The sequence below is a fragment of the Azospira sp. MPR-E4 genome (assembly GCF_058809645.1).
The window spans coordinates 6093-22402 of the sequence record NZ_JBXAST010000032.1; the positions used below are offsets into that span (position 1 = coordinate 6093).

Here is a 16310-nt window from a genome sequence, read left to right on the forward strand (position 1 = left end):
GTCAGGGTGGTGCGGATGCGCTCTATGGCAAGGCCGGCAACGACACGCTCGATGGAGGGGCGGGCAATGATTCCCTCTATGGTGATGCCGGTAACGACATCTATCTATTTGGACGCGGATCAGGAATCGACAGGATCAGTGATTGTGATTCGACTACTGGAAACACCGATTTGCTTGCTATTGGCGCCGACATTGCAGCAAATCAACTCTGGTTCCGGCGCGTTGGTGCTGATCTGGAAGTTAGCGTAATTGGTACCGCAGATAAAACTACCATCAGCAGTTGGTATTCAGGATCGAGCTACCACGTTGAGCAATTTAAGACGGCGGATGGCAAGCTGCTGCTGGACAGCCAGGTAGAGAACTTAGTCCAAGCCATGGCGGCTTTTGCTCCACCTGCAGCCGGCCAGACGACCCTGCCGCAGAACTATCAGGACGCCCTGGCTCCGGTCATTGCTGCCAACTGGCGATAACTAGCACCTTCCCTGGACTCCCCTGCCTGACGGCAGGGGAGCATTTTTCCATGACTGAACAAACACCGCCCCTGACATTGATTGCCGGCGAGGCAGAACCGGGATCAGATGCAGGAGCCAAGCCTGGCCCAGATACCGGCTTGATCGGCCTCATCATGCTGGCCCGCTTCCACAATATCGCCGCCGATCCGGATCAGTTGGCCCATGAATTCCAGGTGGACGGCCGGCCATTCGATGTTACCCAGATACTGCTTGCCGCCAAGCATCTGGGACTCAAGGCTAAACTCGTCCAGACCGACTATGTGCGCCTGGAGCGAACCCCCCTTCCTGCTCTTGCCGTGGACAAGGACGGGCGTTTCTTCATCCTGGCCCGGGTCGATGGAGACCAAGTCCTGATCCAGGATCCTCGCATTGAGCGACCGCAGGTGCTGCCTATCGCTGAATTCTCCGGGCGCTGGGCTGGGCAGCTCGTTCTCTTCACCTCCCGTGCCTCTCTAGCGGGGGATCTCGCCAAGTTTGATTTCACCTGGTTTATCCCCGCGGTGGTCAAATACCGCAAGCTGCTTGGCGAGATAATGCTGGTTTCCTTCGTCCTGCAGCTCTTCGCTTTGGTGACACCGCTTTTCTTTCAGGTGGTGATGGACAAAGTGCTTGTGCATCACGGTTTCACCACCCTGGATGTCATCGCCTTCGGGCTCCTGGTGGTCACCCTCTTTGAAGTCATGCTATCCGGCTTACGTACCTACGTCTTTTCCCATACCACGAGCCGGATCGATGTCGAGTTGGGGTCACGGCTTTTCCGACATTTGCTGACCCTACCCCTAGCCTATTTCCAGGCCCGCCGAGTCGGCGATACAGTGGCACGAGTACGGGAGTTGGAGAATATCCGCCAGTTCCTTACGGGAAATGCCATCACCCTGGTACTTGATCTTTTCTTCTCGGTCGTCTTTATTGCCGTCATGCTCTATTACAGTGGGTGGTTGACCTTGATCGTGGTGCTTTCTATCCCCTGTTACGTAATCCTCTCCGTCCTGATTACACCGCTGTTGCGTGCCCGCTTACATGAGAAATTCAATCGCGGTGCTGAGAACCAGGCTTTCCTGGTAGAAACTATTAACGGTATCGACACCCTCAAGGCTATGGCGGTAGAGCCCCAAATGACGCGACGTTGGGACAACCAGATGGCAGCCTATGTCGCCGCAGGTTTCCGCACCACTGCCTTGGGCACTCTCGCTCACGAAGGTGTTTCACTGATTGGAAAATTAGTTACCGTCGCCACCATGTGGCTTGGGGCTAGGTTGGTCATCAACGGTGACCTCAGTGTCGGTCAGCTCATCGCTTTCAACATGCTTGCCGGTCGGGTGGCAACCCCCGTCATGCGCCTGGCCCAACTGTGGACCGATTTCCAGCAGACCGGAATCTCCGTACAGCGCCTGGGCGATATTCTTAATGCCCGTACCGAAGTTGCCAATGCCAACCGCAGCACTTTACCTCCCATCGTTGGGCGCATCGAATTCGATCAAGTGGTTTTCCGCTACCGGCCAGATGGCCCAGAGGTACTACGAGGCATCAGCCTGGTGGTACAACCCGGGGAAGTCATCGGTATCGTTGGACGTTCCGGCTCCGGCAAAAGCACCCTCACCAAGCTGGCCCAGCGGCTCTATCTACCCGAAAGGGGTCGAGTATTGGTCGATGGTGTGGATCTGGCGATGGCCGATACTTCCAGCCTGCGGCGCCAGATCGGTGTTGTGCTGCAGGAAAACATGTTGTTTAACCGCAGCGTTCGGGAGAACATCGCTCTCGCCGATCCAGGCTTGCCGGTAGAAGCTGTCATCGGTGCCGCAAAGCTCGCGGGAGCCCACGATTTCATACTTGAACTGCCCGAAGGCTACGACACAGTAGTTGGCGAACATGGAGCGAGCCTCTCCGGAGGACAGCGCCAGCGTATCGCCATTGCCCGGGCCCTGATCACCAATCCGCGCATCCTCATCTTTGATGAGGCTACTAGCGCGTTGGACTACGAGTCAGAGCGCATCATCCAGAACAATATGAAAGCGATCTGCCAGGGGCGGACGGTATTGATCATCGCCCACCGACTGAGTGCTGTACGTGATGCCAACCGGATTATTGTTTTGGATCGGGGACAGATCGTTGAACAAGGCAGTCATAGTGAACTGTTGATGCATGAGGCCGGCCACTATTCCCGTTTGCATCGCCTGCAACAAGGATAAGGAACGTTGCCGATCATGAACGTGCACCTACAGGCTCTGCTGGATCTCCTAAAACGTTATGGCGCCGTTTTTCACCATGTCTGGCGAGAACGGGCCAATCTCGATCCTCGTCCCCGCTTGCCCCATGAAGCCCAGTTTCTTCCCGCCGCTCTAGAGCTGCAGGAAACACCGGTGTCGCCGCTTCCCAGGGCGACTATGTGGCTGCTCATGGTCTTTGCTGCCGTCGCCCTGCTCTGGGCAATATTTGGCCATATGGACGTGGTCGCTGTCGCTCACGGGAGAATCGTGCCCAATGATCGCACCAAGGTTATCCAGCCTATCGACACGGCTACCGTTAAGGCCATCAGAGTTAGCGATGGACAGACCGTGACGGCTGGCCAAGTGCTGGTTGAATTAGATGCTACCAGTGCAGCTGCGGATACTGCCCGTATTGCCAACGACCTTGTTACTGCTCGATTGCAAGTTGCAAGGGCTAAGGCGTTGTTGGCGGCGATTGCTTCTGGGAAATCTCCCGTCCTAGCTGGACTGCCTGAAATTGACCCCTCCCGCCTGGCACAGGAGCAGCGAGTTCTTGATGGGCAGTACGGCGAGTACTTGGCGAAGCTGGCACGCATTGATGCCGACGTCTCTAAGCGGGAGGCCGAATTGCGCTCTACCCAGGAAGTCGTTAGGAAGCTTGAGCAGACCGTACCGATTGCCCGCCAGCGTGCTCAGGACTTCAAGGATTTGGTGGAAAAAAACTTCATTTCCAAGCACGGTTATCTGGAAAAGGAACAAATTCGCATCGAGCAGGAGGCCGATTTGGCCACCCAGCGCAGCCGGATCAAGGAACTGGCTGCAGCCCTCCAGGAAGGGCGTAGCCAACGCTTAGCTTTGGTGGCGGAAACCAAGCGTCTGGCTCTGGACGGCCTGAATGAAGCCGAACAAAAAGTGATTGCCTACGGACAGGAGTTCATCAAAGCGGAATCGCGAGGGCGACTAATGACCCTTACTGCTCCTGTGGACGGAACCGTCCAGCAACTGGCAATACATACGGTGGGCGGCGTGGTCACGGAAGCCCAGCAACTCATGATGATTGTGCCCAAGGACAACCCGATTGAGGTGGAAGCCTATGTGGAAAACAAGGACATCGGTTTCGTCAATCCAGGGCAGGAGGCAGTCGTCAAGGTGGAGACCTTTCCTTTCACCAAGTACGGAACCATCGATGCCAAGGTGACTAGTGTCTCCAACGATGCAGTCAATGACGAAAAGCGGGGTCTCATCTTTCCAGCTCGGGTGAATCTTGCACGGGCGACCATTCCGGTGGAGAACAAGACAGTCAATCTCTCGCCAGGGATGGCTGTAACGGTGGAAGTGAAAACTGCAAAACGCCGGGTGATCGAGTATTTCCTTAGCCCATTGCTGCAGTATAAGGATGAGAGTTTGAGAGAACGCTAGGCAATTCTGCCCATAACCTCTGCTGCAATTTCAAAGCAGGACTACAGGATAAAGCAGCTCGTTCTCTTCCGATTGAGATTATTGCTGCGCACAATTTCAGCTGTTTCTGTTGCATAGAGCCAGTCGGCCAGTCATGCAAACCACGAACTGCTGCGCCACGTGCGCCGCCAGGCGGAGAAGAGCGACGTGCCCCTGATCTACTGCTGCCATTCGGCCCTGGAGATGCGGGAGAAGCTGGCCGAGTTCATCGGCCGCCAGCCGGCTGCGGTGTGGCAGTGAGCCGCTCGTCTCCTTGCAGCTGTCGCCTGCCCCGAGGCTTTCAGCCTCCCGGCGCCAGGCCCTCGTCGTAGATACGGTAGCCGTTGCGACCGGCCTGCTTGGCGGCGTACATGGCTAGGTCCGCATGTTTCATCAGGGTTTGGCTGTCGCTGCCGTGGGCGGGGAAGAGGGCGATGCCGACGCTGGCGGTGATGACGTCCACCCGGATGCGGGCCTGGCCCAGCTCATAGGGCGCCGCCAGGCTGGCGATGATGGTTTCGGCCGCCCGGATGACCCCTGCCGGCGATCCCACCTCGGCCAGCACCACGATGAATTCGTCGCCCCCCTGGCGCGCCACGGTGTCGCCCTGGCGCACGCAGCGGGTGAGGCGCCGGGCGGCGGCGCTGAGCAGTTCGTCGCCCACTTCGTGGCCATGCACGTCATTGACCTGCTTGAAATGGTCCAGATCGAGGAACAGTACGCCCACCTGCTGCTGATGGCGCCGGGCCCGCAGCAGGGCCTGTTCCAGCCGGTTCTGCAGCAGGCGCCGGTTGGGCAGGCCGGTGAGGGCGTCGAAATAGGCCAGCTGGCGGATCTTCTCCTGGTCCCGGCGGCGCTCGCTGATGTCCTCCACCTGGACGTCGAAGCACTGGGCCACGCCCTGGGTGCTGCGCAGCACGGCGGCCGTCAGCTCCACCCACACCGGGCTGCCGTCGCTGCGCAGGTAGCGCTTCTCCGCCTGCCACACCGGCATTTCGCCCTGGCGCAGGCGGCGCCACATGGCCAGGTCGGCGGCCAGGTCCTCGTCCGGGGTCAGGTCTTCGAAACTGAGGCGCTCCAGGGCTTCCCGGGAGTAGCCGAGAATCTGGCAGAGGGCCTGGTTCACCTTGCCCAGGCGGCCGTCCAGATTGACGATGGCCATGCCCACCGGGGCGAATTCCATGAAATCCCGAAAGCGCTTTTCGCTTTCGAGAAGGGCGATTTCCCTTCCCTTGCGTTCGGTGATGTCGGCGCACAGGCCCACCACCTGCACCAGCCGCCGGTTGCCGTCGCACACCGGCGACAGGGTCAGGGCGGCGGGGAAGACCTGGCCGTCCCGGCGCTGCAGCCACAGTTCGCCGCGCCAGTGGCCGCCATCGGCCAGTTCCTCCATGAATTCCGGCGTCGGCCGTCCCGGCTGGGGCAGCAGCAGGCAGTGGTGGTCCTGGCCGACGATGTCGGCCTCGCCGTAGCCGGTGATGGCGCAGAAGGCGCCATTGACCGTTTCGAAGCGTCCCTCCCGGTCGAGGATGAAAATGCCTTCGCTGGTGTTCTCGAAAATCTGGGAAAACTGGGCGCCGCGGCGCACCAGGGCGTGATGGGCGAAGGCCTGGGCGGTGACCGCCCGCAGTTCCTCCCCGTCCCAGGGCTTGTTGAGGAACTTGTAGATGTTGCCCTGGTTGATGGCGGCGATGACGGCACCGATGTCCGCATAGCCGGAAAGGACCATGCGCACGGCGTCGGGGCGCAGGGCCCGGGCCTGGGCCAGGAATTCGACGCCGCTCATGCCGGGCATGCGGTAGTCGGAGAGGATGACCTGGACGTCGCGGTCGGCCAGTACCGCCAGGGCCTCCTCGCCGCTGGTGGCGGTCAGCACCTCATAGGGGGCGCTGCGGAATTCCCGCTTGAGGGCGTTGAGCAGGGCCGGTTCGTCGTCCACCAGCAGCAGGGTGCGGAATCCGGGGGGAGGGGCGAGGGTCATACCGACAGGGCTCCGAAGGGATGCCAATGGATTGTACGTCGCCAGCCTCCCGGCGGCCCATGCTGGCGTGGCTTCCCCCATGGGCTGCGGGTCCTGGGCCGGCACACGGCAGCAGATTAAATAGTATCGTCACGGCAGCGCCATAACCTTGACCCACGTTCGTTCACCATGACCCAACCCATGTCCGCCCCACCCGCAACAAGCCAGCCTGCCGAGGGCGCGGCTCCTCCTGCCATCACCCTGGGCCAGGCCTTCCGCTATTGGCTGAAGCTGGGCTGCATCAGCTTCGGCGGGCCGGCGGGGCAGATCGCCATCATGCACAGCGATCTGGTGGAGAAGATGCGCTGGATTTCCGAGCGGCGCTTTCTCCACGCCCTCAACTACTGCATGGTGTTGCCCGGCCCCGAGGCCCAGCAGTTGGCCACCTACATCGGCTGGATGATGCACCGCACCGTGGGCGGACTCATGGCCGGTGGGCTGTTCGTGCTGCCTTCCCTGTTGCTGCTGATCGGCCTGGCCTGGGTGTACATGGCCTTCGGCCAGGTGCCGGCGGTGGCCGGGGTGCTCTACGGCATCAAGCCGGCGGTGACGGCCATCGTCGCGCTGGCCGCCTGGCGCATCGGTTCCCGGGTGCTGCGTAACCGGGCTTTGGTGGCCATTGCCGCCGCCGCCTTCCTCGCCATCTTCGCCCTGGGGCTGCCGTTCCCCGCCATCGTCCTGGGGGCCGGTCTGCTAGGGGCTCTGGGCGGGCGTTGGCGGCCGGCCTGGTTCCAGGCCGGGGGCGGCCACGGAGTGGCGAAGCAGCATTTCGGACCGGCCCTCATCGACGACGACACACCGCCGCCGGCCCATGCCCGTTTCACCTGGGGCCGCTTTGCCCGGGTGCTGCTGCTGGGCCTGGGCCTGTGGGCCGGAGCCATGGCCGTGCTGGTGGGGCTGTTCGGCTGGGCCGGCGCCTTGAGCCAGATGGGCTGGTTCTTCACCAAGGCGGCCCTGCTCACCTTCGGCGGCGCCTATGCGGTGCTGCCCTATGTTTTCCAGGGGGCGGTGGAGCATTACCAGTGGCTGTCGCCGGCCCAGATGATCGACGCCCTGGCCCTGGGGGAAACCACGCCCGGGCCCCTGATCATGGTGGTGACCTTCGTCGGCTTCGTCGGCGGCTGGAACCAGGCCCTGTTCGGCCCCGACCATCTCTTCCTGGCCGGGGCGGCGGCGGCCCTGGCGGTGACCTTCTTCACCTTCCTGCCGTCTTTCGTCTTCATCCAGCTGGGCGGGCCCTTGGTGGAATCCACCCACGGCCAGTTGAAATTTACCGCCCCCCTCACCGGCATCACGGCGGCGGTGGTGGGGGTGATCCTCAACCTGGCGCTGTTCTTTGCCTGGCATGTGCTGTGGCCGGCGGGCTGGGGCGGGGCCTTCGAGTGGCCGGCCCTGGTGCTGGGCCTGGGGGCCGGGCTGGCCCTGTTCCGCTACCAGCTGGGGGTGATCCCGGTGATCCTGGGCTGCGGCGCCGCGGGCCTGCTGCTGGCCTGGATACCGCCGCTACTGTAGCGGGGTGCTGAAACGAAAACGCCACCTTTGCGGTGGCGTTTTTTGTCTGGGACCGGGGTGCTCTTCAGGCTTCGACCTGGCGGCGGGATGCGCTGGCCGCTTCCCGGGCGCGGCGGGCTTCGTCCAGCAGGTAGCGCTGGTAGTCGTCCAGGTCGCCGTCGTAGGGGGCCACGGTGCCGTCGGCTACCAGCCAGAATTCGTCGCACACCGAACGCAGCAGGGCCCGGTCGTGGCTGACCAGCATCACCGTGCCTTCGAACTCGTTCAGCGCCACGCTGAGGGCCTCCCGGGTGGAGAGGTCCAGGTGGTTGGTGGGTTCGTCCAGCAGCAAGAGGTTGGGGCGCTGCCAGACGATCATGCACAGCACCAGCCGAGCCTTTTCACCGCCGCTCATGGTACCCACCGGTTGCTTGACCATGTCGCCGCTGAAATTGAAGGTGCCGAGGAAGTTGCGCAGGTCCTGTTCCTTGCCCGCCACGTAGCCGCTGCGGCCGGCGGCGATGACTTCCTTGGCCAGGCGGATCATGTGCTCCAGGGGCGTGTCCTGGGGCCGCAGCACGTCCAGTTCCTGCTGGGCGAAGTAGCCGATGTTGAGGCCCTTGCCCTCGGTCAGGTCGCCGGCGATGGGCGCTAGGTCCCGGGCGATGGTCTTGACCAGGGTGGACTTGCCCTGGCCGTTGGCCCCCAGGATGCCGATGCGCTGGCCCGCATGCACCGAGCGGTTGATGCCGCGCACTATGACCGTGGGCGGCGTGCCGGGCGCCGCATCCTCCGCCGGCGGGTAGCCGATGTCGGCGCCGAGCAGGGAGAGCATGGGGTTGGGCAGGTTGAGGGGCTCTTTGAATTCGAAGGTGAATTCGGCGTCGGCCAGCACCGGGGCGATCTTCTCCATGCGCTCCAGGGCCTTGACCCGGCTCTGGGCCTGCTTGGCCTTGCTGGCCTTGGCCTTGAAGCGGTCGATAAACTTCTGCAGGTGGGCGATCTTTTCCTGCTGCTTGGCCAGGGTGGCCTGTTGCAGCAGCATCTGCTCGGCCCGCATGTCCTCGAAGGTGCTGTAGTTGCCGCCGTAGCGCACCAGCTTGGCGTTGTCGATGTGCAGGGTGACGTTGGTGATGGCGTCGAGGAATTCCCGGTCGTGGCTGATCATCACCAGGGTGCCGGTGTAGCGCTTGAGCCAGGCTTCGAGCCAGACCAGGGCGTCCAGATCCAGGTGGTTGGTGGGCTCGTCCAGCAGCAGCAGGTCGGAAGGACACATCAGGGCCCGGGCCAGCTGCAGGCGCATACGCCAGCCGCCGGAGAAGCTGTTCACCGGCTGGGACAGTTCATCGACGTGGAAGCCGAGGCCCAGGATCAGGGCCTGGGCCCGGGCCGGGGCATCGTGGGCGCCGGCGTCGTAGAGGGCGGTGTAGGCATGGGCCATGCGCATGCCGTCGTCGCTGGCCTCGGCGGCGGCCACCTCCTGCTGGGCGGCCAGCAGCACGGTGTCGCCCTCGATGACGAAGTCGGTGGCGCTCTGCTCGGTCTCCGGCATGTCCTGGGCCACCTGGGCCATGCGCCACTGGCTGGGGATGGAAACGTCGCCGCCGTCTTCGTGCAGGTTGCCGTTGAGCAGGGCGAAGAGGGAGGACTTGCCGGCGCCGTTGCGCCCCACCAGGCCGACCTTTTCGCCGGGGTTGATGGTGACGGAAGCGCGGTCCAGCACCACCTTGGTACCGCGGCGCAGGACGATGTTCTTGAGGGTAATCATGGGGAAAGCCAGCCAGAGGGTCGGCCATGATAGCCACTTGGGCCGCCCGCACCAAGGAAAATCGGGGCGGCGGGCTGTTCCCCGCGCCCGGCCTCACTGCATGAAGCGATAACTCTCGGCCCGGTGGCGTTGCCACTGGCCGTTGCCGGTCAGTTCCAACACCTGGCGGTGGTATTTGAGGATGGTGGTGCGGTGGCCGACGCTGATCAGGGTGGTGTCGGTGGTGGCCAGGGTGCGGTAGAGGCTTTCCTCGTTGGCGATGTCCAGGGCGCTGGTGGCCTCGTCCAGCATGGCGTAGCGGGGCTTGCTCAGGAGCACCCGGGCGAAGGCCAGGCGCTGCTGTTCGCCGACGGAGAGGACCTTGCCCCAGTCCCGCTCCACATGCAGGCCGCCGACTCGGCCGGCCAGGTCGGGCAGGTTCACCCGCTCCAGCAGGTGCAGCAGTTCGGCGTCGCTGATGTGCTGTTCCCGCTTGGGGTAGAGCAGCTGGCTGCGCAGGGTGCCGAGCAGCATGTAGGGCTGCTGGGGCAGGAACAGGATGTCCTCGCTGGGCGGGCAGGTGATGCTGCCGCTGCCCACCGACCACAGGCCGGCGATGGCCCGCAGCAGGGAGCTCTTGCCGCTGCCGCTTTCGCCGACGATGAGCAGCCCTTCCCCCGGGGTGATCTGGAGGGACAGGTCCCGCACCAGCACCCGTCCGTCGTCGGGCGTCTGCAGGGTGACCCGTTCCAGGGACAGGCGCGGCTCCTCCAGCAGTTCGATGTGGCCGGCGCTGCGGTGCTGCTCCGGCAGCTGGCCGGACATGATGCGGGCGAAGGCGTCCAGCCGGTCCACCCCGGCGGCGAAGCGGCTCAGGCCTTCGAAGTTCTCCACGATCACGGAAATGGCCCCGAGCACGGCGGCAAAGGCGCCGGCGGCCTGGATGGCGCGACCCACCTCCAGTTCCCCCGACAGCACCCGGGAGGAAATGATGGCGGCGGGCAGCACCATGGTGAGCAGGGTGTAGGCGTACTGGAAGAGGTTGAGGCTGAGCTGCTTGCGGATCAGCTTGTTGAAGTTGTTGAAGGCCTTGGCGAAGCGCTGCTTCACCTGGTGGGCTTCCTGGGCCTCGCCCCGGTAGAAAGCGATGGATTCGGCGTTCTCCCGCACCCGCACCAGGCTGAAGCGGAAATCCGCTTCCTTGCGCAGCTGATGGAAATTGAGGCCGATGAGGGGCTTGCCGAAGACGAAGATGGTGATGAGGGTGCCGGCCAGCGCATAGACCACCAGGAAATACACCAGGTCTCGGGAGATGGACCACAGCACGTGGCTGAAGGCCGCCAGCTGCAGCACGGCGCCGATGAAGATGAGGAGGAAGAAAAGGGAGCGCTGGGTGAAGGTGTTGATGTCTTCGGCGATGCGCTGGTCCGGGTTGTCGATGGCCGTCTCGGCGTTGAGCTCGTAGAAGTGCCGGTGGCTGAAATAGTTGTCGAGGAAGCGGTGGGTCAGCCAGCGCCGCCAGTGCAGGCCCAGCTTGTCGCGCACGTAGTAGTAGAAGCCGTAGATGGGCACGGCCACCGCCAGCAGGACCAGGCAGAGCTGGATGGCGTCCCAGAAGCGGGGCTCGTCCCGGGCCGCCAGGGCCGAGGTGAATTCCCCGGTCTGCTCGTTGAAGAGCACGGCGAAGCGGGTCTGGCCCAGGAGCAGCACCACCAGCAGCACCAGCAGTCCCCATGCCTTCCATTTCTCCTCGCTGCGCCAGTAGGGCGCGGCAATGCCGGTGAAGCGTTGCCACAGGTGTCGGTCGACGGTTTTCATGGTTGTTCTTGTCGTTGCTGGCGAAGCGCCCGGGGGCTGGCCCCGGGCAGGGGGGCGGCTCAGGGCGCCGGTTCGCTGTCGAGCAGGCGCTCACATTCGGCCATGAGGGTCTGGGCCATGTCGGAATGATAGTTCGGATCGAGGGACTCGAGCATTTCGTGGGCCGTGTACAGGCCCGCCTCCCGGGACAGGGAGGCGGCGATGTCCCGGGCCAGGCGGTCGCTGAGGCCGGCCAGATGGCGGCGCTCGGCCAGGGCCATGGTCTGCTTGGAGCGGGCCAGCCAGTCGGCGGCCAGGGTGGCGCCCTGGGCGTCGGTGAGCCACTGGCCGTGTTCGTAATAGAGGGACAGGCGTTCGGCCGCCAGGGCGAAGATGAGGGCGGCCCGCAGGCCGCGTTCCGAGGTGAAGGTCTGCGGGGTGTTCTCCCAGGCCATGGGCGGGGCTCCGTGTTGAGTGCAGGGCGGAACATAGCACTCCCGGGCCCGGCGGCCCAGCGCCCTGTGGAGAAGGCCGTCCCTATTGGCTTCCGGGGCGGCTGCCAGGCCCGGCGGACGGCCCTTGCGGCGGCCTCGTCCCGGGCGCGGGGAAGCCGAATATCCGACTACTGTACATTTATACAGTAGTCGGATATTCTTGCATCCAAGGACGGCATTTCGAACCGTACCGAACCTTGCAATCCATCCGACATCGAGGAGCCAGTCGCCATGAACCGCCTTCAGAAATGGTTTGAACACATCGCCGGCGTCACCCAGGAAGAACGGGAGCGCCGGGCTTTCGCCCAGGCCCTGTTCGGCAGCAAGCCGGTGGATACGCTGGCCCTGCAGACGCCCGCCTGCTGGCGGCGCAAGGCCCGCCACAGCGGCATCCGCCGCTAGGCCCGGGGGCCGCTCTTGGCCAGGAAGTACTGGCACTCCAGGCCCGAGGCGTCCTGCACTTCCAGGATCGGCGGGCGCCGGCTCTTGAAGTCCAGGGCCCGGCAGCCGTAGGGAAAGCTCACGTCGTGGGTGATGTAGTAGTGGGCGCAGCGGTTGCACAGGGGCGCCTGGGGGCGTGCCGGTCGGGAATCCATGAAACGGGTGTCTGGCTGGTGAAGGAGGAGGGCCGGTCCCAGAGGCCGGCGCGATCGGGAAAGTCCTGGGGAAAAGCGGGGCGGCCGGGCCGGTGCGGACCTGGGCCCCGGCTGTCACTGTTGATGCCGCAGCGGGCCTAGTCCGAACCTTCGCCCTTGCCCAGCAGGGCCTTCAGGTTGGCGAAGGGGGAATGGCTGGCGCCGCCGCCAAAGCCGTTGGTGGCCCGGTTGCCCTGGTCGAACTCGATCTGCTTCTGATGTTCGTTGTCGTGGCAGTAGAGGCACAGCAACTCCCAGTTGCTGCCGTCCACGGGATTATTGTCGTGGTTGTGGTCCCGGTGGTGTACCGTCAGCTCCCGCAGGTTGCTGTGGGTGAATTCCCGGCCGCAGCGGCCGCAGATCCACGGATAAATCTTCAGGGCCCGTTCCCGGTAGCCCTTTTCCCGTTCGTCCCGGGCCTGGCGGGCTGCCAGCACCACCTGGTCCAGGCGCTGGTGGTCGATGCTCTTCTTGCTCATGGACAGGCTCCGCCGTTTATTTGGTGAGGATCGCGTTGCGGCCGGAGAACTGGTCGGAAAGGCGCAGGATGGCGTCGCCAAAATCCCCCGTGGGCTTTTCGCTGCAATAGCGATTGACGTAGTTCTCGATGGTGCCGCTGGAAATGGCGGAAACCTGCTGGCTCTGCCGGGCGTAGTTGTGGCCGGTGAGGACGCCGCGCATCCAGGCCAGATAGAGGGCCCGCTGCTCCGCCTCGTCCCGGGAGCGGACCCAGGCCTGGCAGCTCATGTCGTCGAAACCGAGCACCTTCAGCGGCGCCGCTGCCGCCGGCGCCACCGGGGCGGCGAGACAGGCGAGGGACAGCAGGACGGGGGCTAGACGGGCGGGGTGTTTCCGGGGCGGCATGCCAGACTCCAGGTGAAGGTCGCAGCCGCCATTCTAGGGCTTTCCCCCCGGCGGCCACCATGCCCCGACCATAACCGTTGATGCGGCCCCTGGGCAAATCCCTGACGTGGCGGCCGCGACGCAGCGTGGCGCCGGTGGCCGACGCCTACGCCGTCACCGGCATCGACGCCCGCCAGGGCAGGGGCGCCCGGCGGCTAGAGGCGCTCGGCGATGAGGCTGGTGTAGCCGATGTGGCCGAAGAACTGATGGGCCTCCGCCCGGCGCCGGGCTTCGGCCTTGAGGGCCTCCGCCAGGGGGCGGCCGATGCGGCCTTCATCCGCCAGGGCGTCGGCGCCCCGGTCCACCACCGTGTAGAGATAGCTGGGGGCGCTGCTCTCGGTGTAGCCGTGGCTGTGGAAGGCATCCACCCGGAAGCCGGCCTGACGCGCCAGCAGGGGCGTGCGGCGGGCGATCCAGCTGTCGTCGATGAAATGCTCGCGGAAGGCGTGGGCGCAGATTTCCAGGGGGTCCAGGTCGCCGGTGCCGAAGGTGGTGGAGGCGTAATCGCCGTCGAACACCGCCAGGCGGCCGCCGGGGCGCAGCACCCGGTGGGCCTCCTGCAGCGCGTCCAGGGGCTGGGAGAGGTGGCACAGGGTGGTGTGGAAAATGACCACGTCGAAATGGCCGTCGGCAAAGGGCAGGCCGTGGGCGCCGCCTTCGCGGAAGGAAAGGTGGGGCAGGTGGGCGCCCAGTTCCCGGGCCTTGGCGAGGAAGATGGGGGAAGGGTCCAGGCCCACCACTTCCACCACCCCGGGCCAGGCGGCCAGACGGCGGGCGACGGCGCCGGTGCCGCAGCCCACTTCCAGGACCCGGGCGTTGGCAGGGAAGGGAATTTCCGCCAGATAGGTTTCCAGCATGCGTCTCTGCTGGGGCTCGGCGGCGCGGATTTCCAGCACCTCGGCGATGCGGGCGGTAACCTCGGCGGCAGCCTCGGTGATGGTGTTATAGATGTCGGGCATGGTCGGCTCACGGTGATCGTTGTGCCAGCCACTGTAGGGCCCGCCCGGCCCGGGGCGGAAATAGCCGTTTTTTCTTTTCTTATGCGCCGGGCCGGGCATGCCCACGAATGCAGCCATTCCGGTGCATCGAGAGGCATCTACCCAGTGGACTTCCAGCCTTGCCACTCAGTGACTCGAGGGCAGCCCGCGGGCTCTTAGCCGGGTCATCGGTTGCAGTGATGTACCCAATGAAAAATGGCCGGTTCTGCTTGCAGACTGGCCATTGCTTTACGGCGGCTTCCGATCCATAGCGGTAATTGCCTGCTAGAGATAGCCGACAACTTTTGCAATGGCGAGGAGTGCGATCACCGCAACAGCTACAAGAAACCCTAGAGGTGAAGCAAACCGAGGGACGACCACGGCCATGAACTCTCGATTTTCGGGACTCAAAGCATCCCCGAATATGTCCTGTTCTTGCTGTATCAATTCCTTCTGAGATTGAATCGAAACGTACCGCCACATGGTTACGAGCACCCAAACGGCGATCACCGCAATGGCGATCAGGAGCAACAAGTTCGTGTCGATGCTAGCCATGTGACGCCCAAGGTAGAGCTAACCGGCGCTGCGTGGCTTTATCGCGCAGCGTCCAGCGACCAAAAGGAGCGAGGTTGAGCGCCGGGCGAGAAGCTGGTGATTCAAAGCGCATAAGTCACCTTGTTCTCTTTGACGATGACCTTGCCTGTTGATTGCAATTGCTGAAGCAATGAAGCCAACTCTGTTTTGGACACACCTTTGGGGTAAAGCGAGGCAATAGTGCTTGTAAGCGTCTTGAGGGTGCGCGGCTTGGAATTGCCGCGCTGTTTCAGATTGGCGACAACAAAAGCCAGCTTGTCATCTTTGGTTTTGACGACGGCTGCTACCTTGGGTGGAGTTTTAGGTTTTGCTTGAGGCGTGACGGCAGGCGGAGCCTTCGATGGAGTAGCAGTTTTGACAGAACCCGTACCGTTCGGGCACTTGAACTGCCCTTTTTGATTGAGAACAACCTGAAATTTCTCTTTGAGTGACATGCTGCCGAGCAGTGCGTTGACTGACTTGCAGCATGCGACGCAGTTTTCGTCGTTGTTGCTCCCACCGTTGGAACTGGCGAACAAGTGCTCAACGCTTGCCTCAGCCTTCGGCAACGGTTGCTTGCAGAAGAAGCACAGCCCTCCTTGGACAAACATCAAGCGGTCAAGTGGTTTTGTAGGCATAAGCTTCTAACGTTGAAAATCACCGGACGCACGCAAGCGCAGCTTGCCGGAGGTCCGGTGGATTGTGATGTTAGGCCGCATCGGTACTCTTTGCCTGCCTCTGGATTTCCAGAGCTCTTTTTTGCCCTAGATCAGTAAGCGAGATTAAGTTGTCATCCCAGTCATTGATACGAGCAAGTCCTTTGGCTTGAAGTTGTTTCGTCCAATGGTGAAATTCCAGTTTGGTTCCTGGTGCTCGAGAATAGTCGATGCGGTCTAGATTGATCGGCTGCGTCGGGTCTTTTGCCATGAAGAAAAGCAAAGCAGTCTCGGGTTCCGAAAGACGTGAGTCAGTGAAAATTTTGGCAGCGCCTTGAATACTCGTTTTGGCTAAAAGCCAGGCCCAAGCCACTCCCCAAAACAAGAGCAGGCAGCCAGTAAGTATCATTCCTGCGAAAAGATATGGCATGAATTCGGACTGAATTTTTGGAACGTTGCTCGGAGAGAGAATCGGCCCAAAATACATGACTGCGGACGTTACAAAAACCGCTGCAACAAGCGCTTTCGATACCGTGAGATTTTTAAGAATATCAGCAAGCCAATCCATGAATTTCCTTTGAGCGACCTAACGTGAAGTAGGCGGCAAAACTGCCGTATAAGCCAGAAAACGCGGCAGCCTGGAGCGCTCCCCAATAGAGGCTTCCGCTAGATTGGCGGCAATATTTACGGGGATAGATGGCGGTCATGCGCGGCATGCGTGACTGGTTCAATGCGACGCTGATTTTGCCAGTCGGTCAGCCAAATGTCATGTCTTCGGTTTTTTGCGCACGGCTGCATCGGGACTATTCCCACCACATCCGTTCCTGGCGGAAAGCCGGTGCAACCCGAGCTTCGATAACC

The 16310-nt window shown here is 62.8% G+C and carries 16 protein-coding genes; 5 read left to right on the plus strand and 11 right to left on the minus strand.

The genetic code is table 11. The features are described 5' to 3' along the window. The 3 genes from AC1RTA_RS10650 to AC1RTA_RS10660 all read left to right on the plus strand — a co-directional run. Window positions 1-470: calcium-binding protein (locus tag AC1RTA_RS10650; RefSeq protein WP_492784705.1), on the plus strand; the 470-nt coding region annotated here is incomplete at its 5' end. 50 nt (window positions 471-520) lie between these two features. Continuing rightward, window positions 521-2701 carry a type I secretion system permease/ATPase gene (locus tag AC1RTA_RS10655; protein WP_492784706.1) on the plus strand — a complete coding sequence of 727 codons (2181 nt, stop codon included), beginning with the start codon at window positions 521-523 and terminating at the stop codon, window positions 2699-2701. 15 nt (window positions 2702-2716) lie between these two features. Further along, entirely contained in the window at window positions 2717-4138 is a 1422-nt protein-coding gene (locus tag AC1RTA_RS10660) for an HlyD family type I secretion periplasmic adaptor subunit (RefSeq protein WP_492784707.1), read from the plus strand. Window positions 4139-4457: 319 nt separating this feature from the next. Here the strand turns inward: AC1RTA_RS10660 and AC1RTA_RS10665 are convergent, their stop codons facing one another. Beyond that, a complete protein-coding gene (locus AC1RTA_RS10665; RefSeq protein ID WP_492784708.1) occupies window positions 4458-6137 on the minus strand; it encodes a two-component system response regulator in 1680 nt (559 codons plus the stop codon). Window positions 6138-6317: 180 nt separating this feature from the next. Here AC1RTA_RS10665 and chrA point away from each other — a divergent pair, with 180 nt between their 5' ends. Further along, on the plus strand, window positions 6318-7688 hold the full coding sequence (gene chrA / locus AC1RTA_RS10670) for a chromate efflux transporter (RefSeq protein ID WP_492784709.1): 1371 nt from the start codon (window positions 6318-6320) through the stop codon (window positions 7686-7688). A gap of 64 nt (window positions 7689-7752) precedes the next feature. Here chrA and AC1RTA_RS10675 read toward each other — a convergent pair whose 3' ends face one another. From AC1RTA_RS10675 to AC1RTA_RS10685, 3 genes are all read right to left on the minus strand, one after another. Further along, the gene (locus AC1RTA_RS10675) at window positions 7753-9435 is read right to left on the minus strand and encodes an ABC-F family ATP-binding cassette domain-containing protein (RefSeq protein ID WP_492784710.1); all 1683 of its coding nucleotides are present in this window, start codon (window positions 9433-9435) and stop codon (window positions 7753-7755) included. A 93-nt stretch (window positions 9436-9528) separates the two neighbouring features. Next, entirely contained in the window at window positions 9529-11232 is a 1704-nt protein-coding gene (locus tag AC1RTA_RS10680) for an ABC transporter ATP-binding protein/permease (protein ID WP_492784711.1), read from the minus strand. Window positions 11233-11291: 59 nt separating this feature from the next. Continuing rightward, the gene (locus AC1RTA_RS10685; protein WP_130458213.1) at window positions 11292-11666 is read right to left on the minus strand and encodes a hypothetical protein; all 375 of its coding nucleotides are present in this window, start codon (window positions 11664-11666) and stop codon (window positions 11292-11294) included. A gap of 270 nt (window positions 11667-11936) precedes the next feature. Here AC1RTA_RS10685 and AC1RTA_RS10690 point away from each other — a divergent pair, with 270 nt between their 5' ends. After that, entirely contained in the window at window positions 11937-12107 is a 171-nt protein-coding gene (locus AC1RTA_RS10690; RefSeq protein WP_014237118.1) for a hypothetical protein, read from the plus strand. Here the strand turns inward: AC1RTA_RS10690 and AC1RTA_RS10695 are convergent. From AC1RTA_RS10695 to AC1RTA_RS10725, 7 genes are all read right to left on the minus strand, one after another. Continuing rightward, window positions 12104-12301, minus strand: coding sequence for a hypothetical protein (locus tag AC1RTA_RS10695; RefSeq protein ID WP_416242732.1), 198 nt, complete (start codon window positions 12299-12301; stop codon window positions 12104-12106). The genes AC1RTA_RS10690 and AC1RTA_RS10695 overlap by 4 nt on opposite strands. A gap of 137 nt (window positions 12302-12438) precedes the next feature. Continuing rightward, entirely contained in the window at window positions 12439-12819 is a 381-nt protein-coding gene (locus tag AC1RTA_RS10700; RefSeq protein WP_014237120.1) for a YajD family HNH nuclease, read from the minus strand. A 16-nt stretch (window positions 12820-12835) separates the two neighbouring features. Beyond that, the gene (locus AC1RTA_RS10705; RefSeq protein WP_205231567.1) at window positions 12836-13204 is read right to left on the minus strand and encodes a hypothetical protein; all 369 of its coding nucleotides are present in this window, start codon (window positions 13202-13204) and stop codon (window positions 12836-12838) included. A 194-nt stretch (window positions 13205-13398) separates the two neighbouring features. Beyond that, window positions 13399-14202, minus strand: a complete 804-nt coding sequence (locus tag AC1RTA_RS10710; protein WP_492784712.1) for a methyltransferase domain-containing protein — start codon at window positions 14200-14202, stop codon at window positions 13399-13401. 303 nt (window positions 14203-14505) lie between these two features. Further along, on the minus strand, window positions 14506-14775 hold the full coding sequence (locus AC1RTA_RS10715; RefSeq protein WP_492784713.1) for a hypothetical protein: 270 nt from the start codon (window positions 14773-14775) through the stop codon (window positions 14506-14508). Window positions 14776-14876: 101 nt separating this feature from the next. After that, window positions 14877-15431 carry an HNH endonuclease gene (locus AC1RTA_RS10720; protein ID WP_014237123.1) on the minus strand — a complete coding sequence of 185 codons (555 nt, stop codon included), beginning with the start codon at window positions 15429-15431 and terminating at the stop codon, window positions 14877-14879. A gap of 70 nt (window positions 15432-15501) precedes the next feature. Then, window positions 15502-16017 (minus strand): hypothetical protein, encoded by a 516-nt coding sequence (locus tag AC1RTA_RS10725; protein WP_492784714.1) that lies wholly within the window; start codon window positions 16015-16017, stop codon window positions 15502-15504. Window positions 16018-16310: the final 293 nt, after the last annotated feature.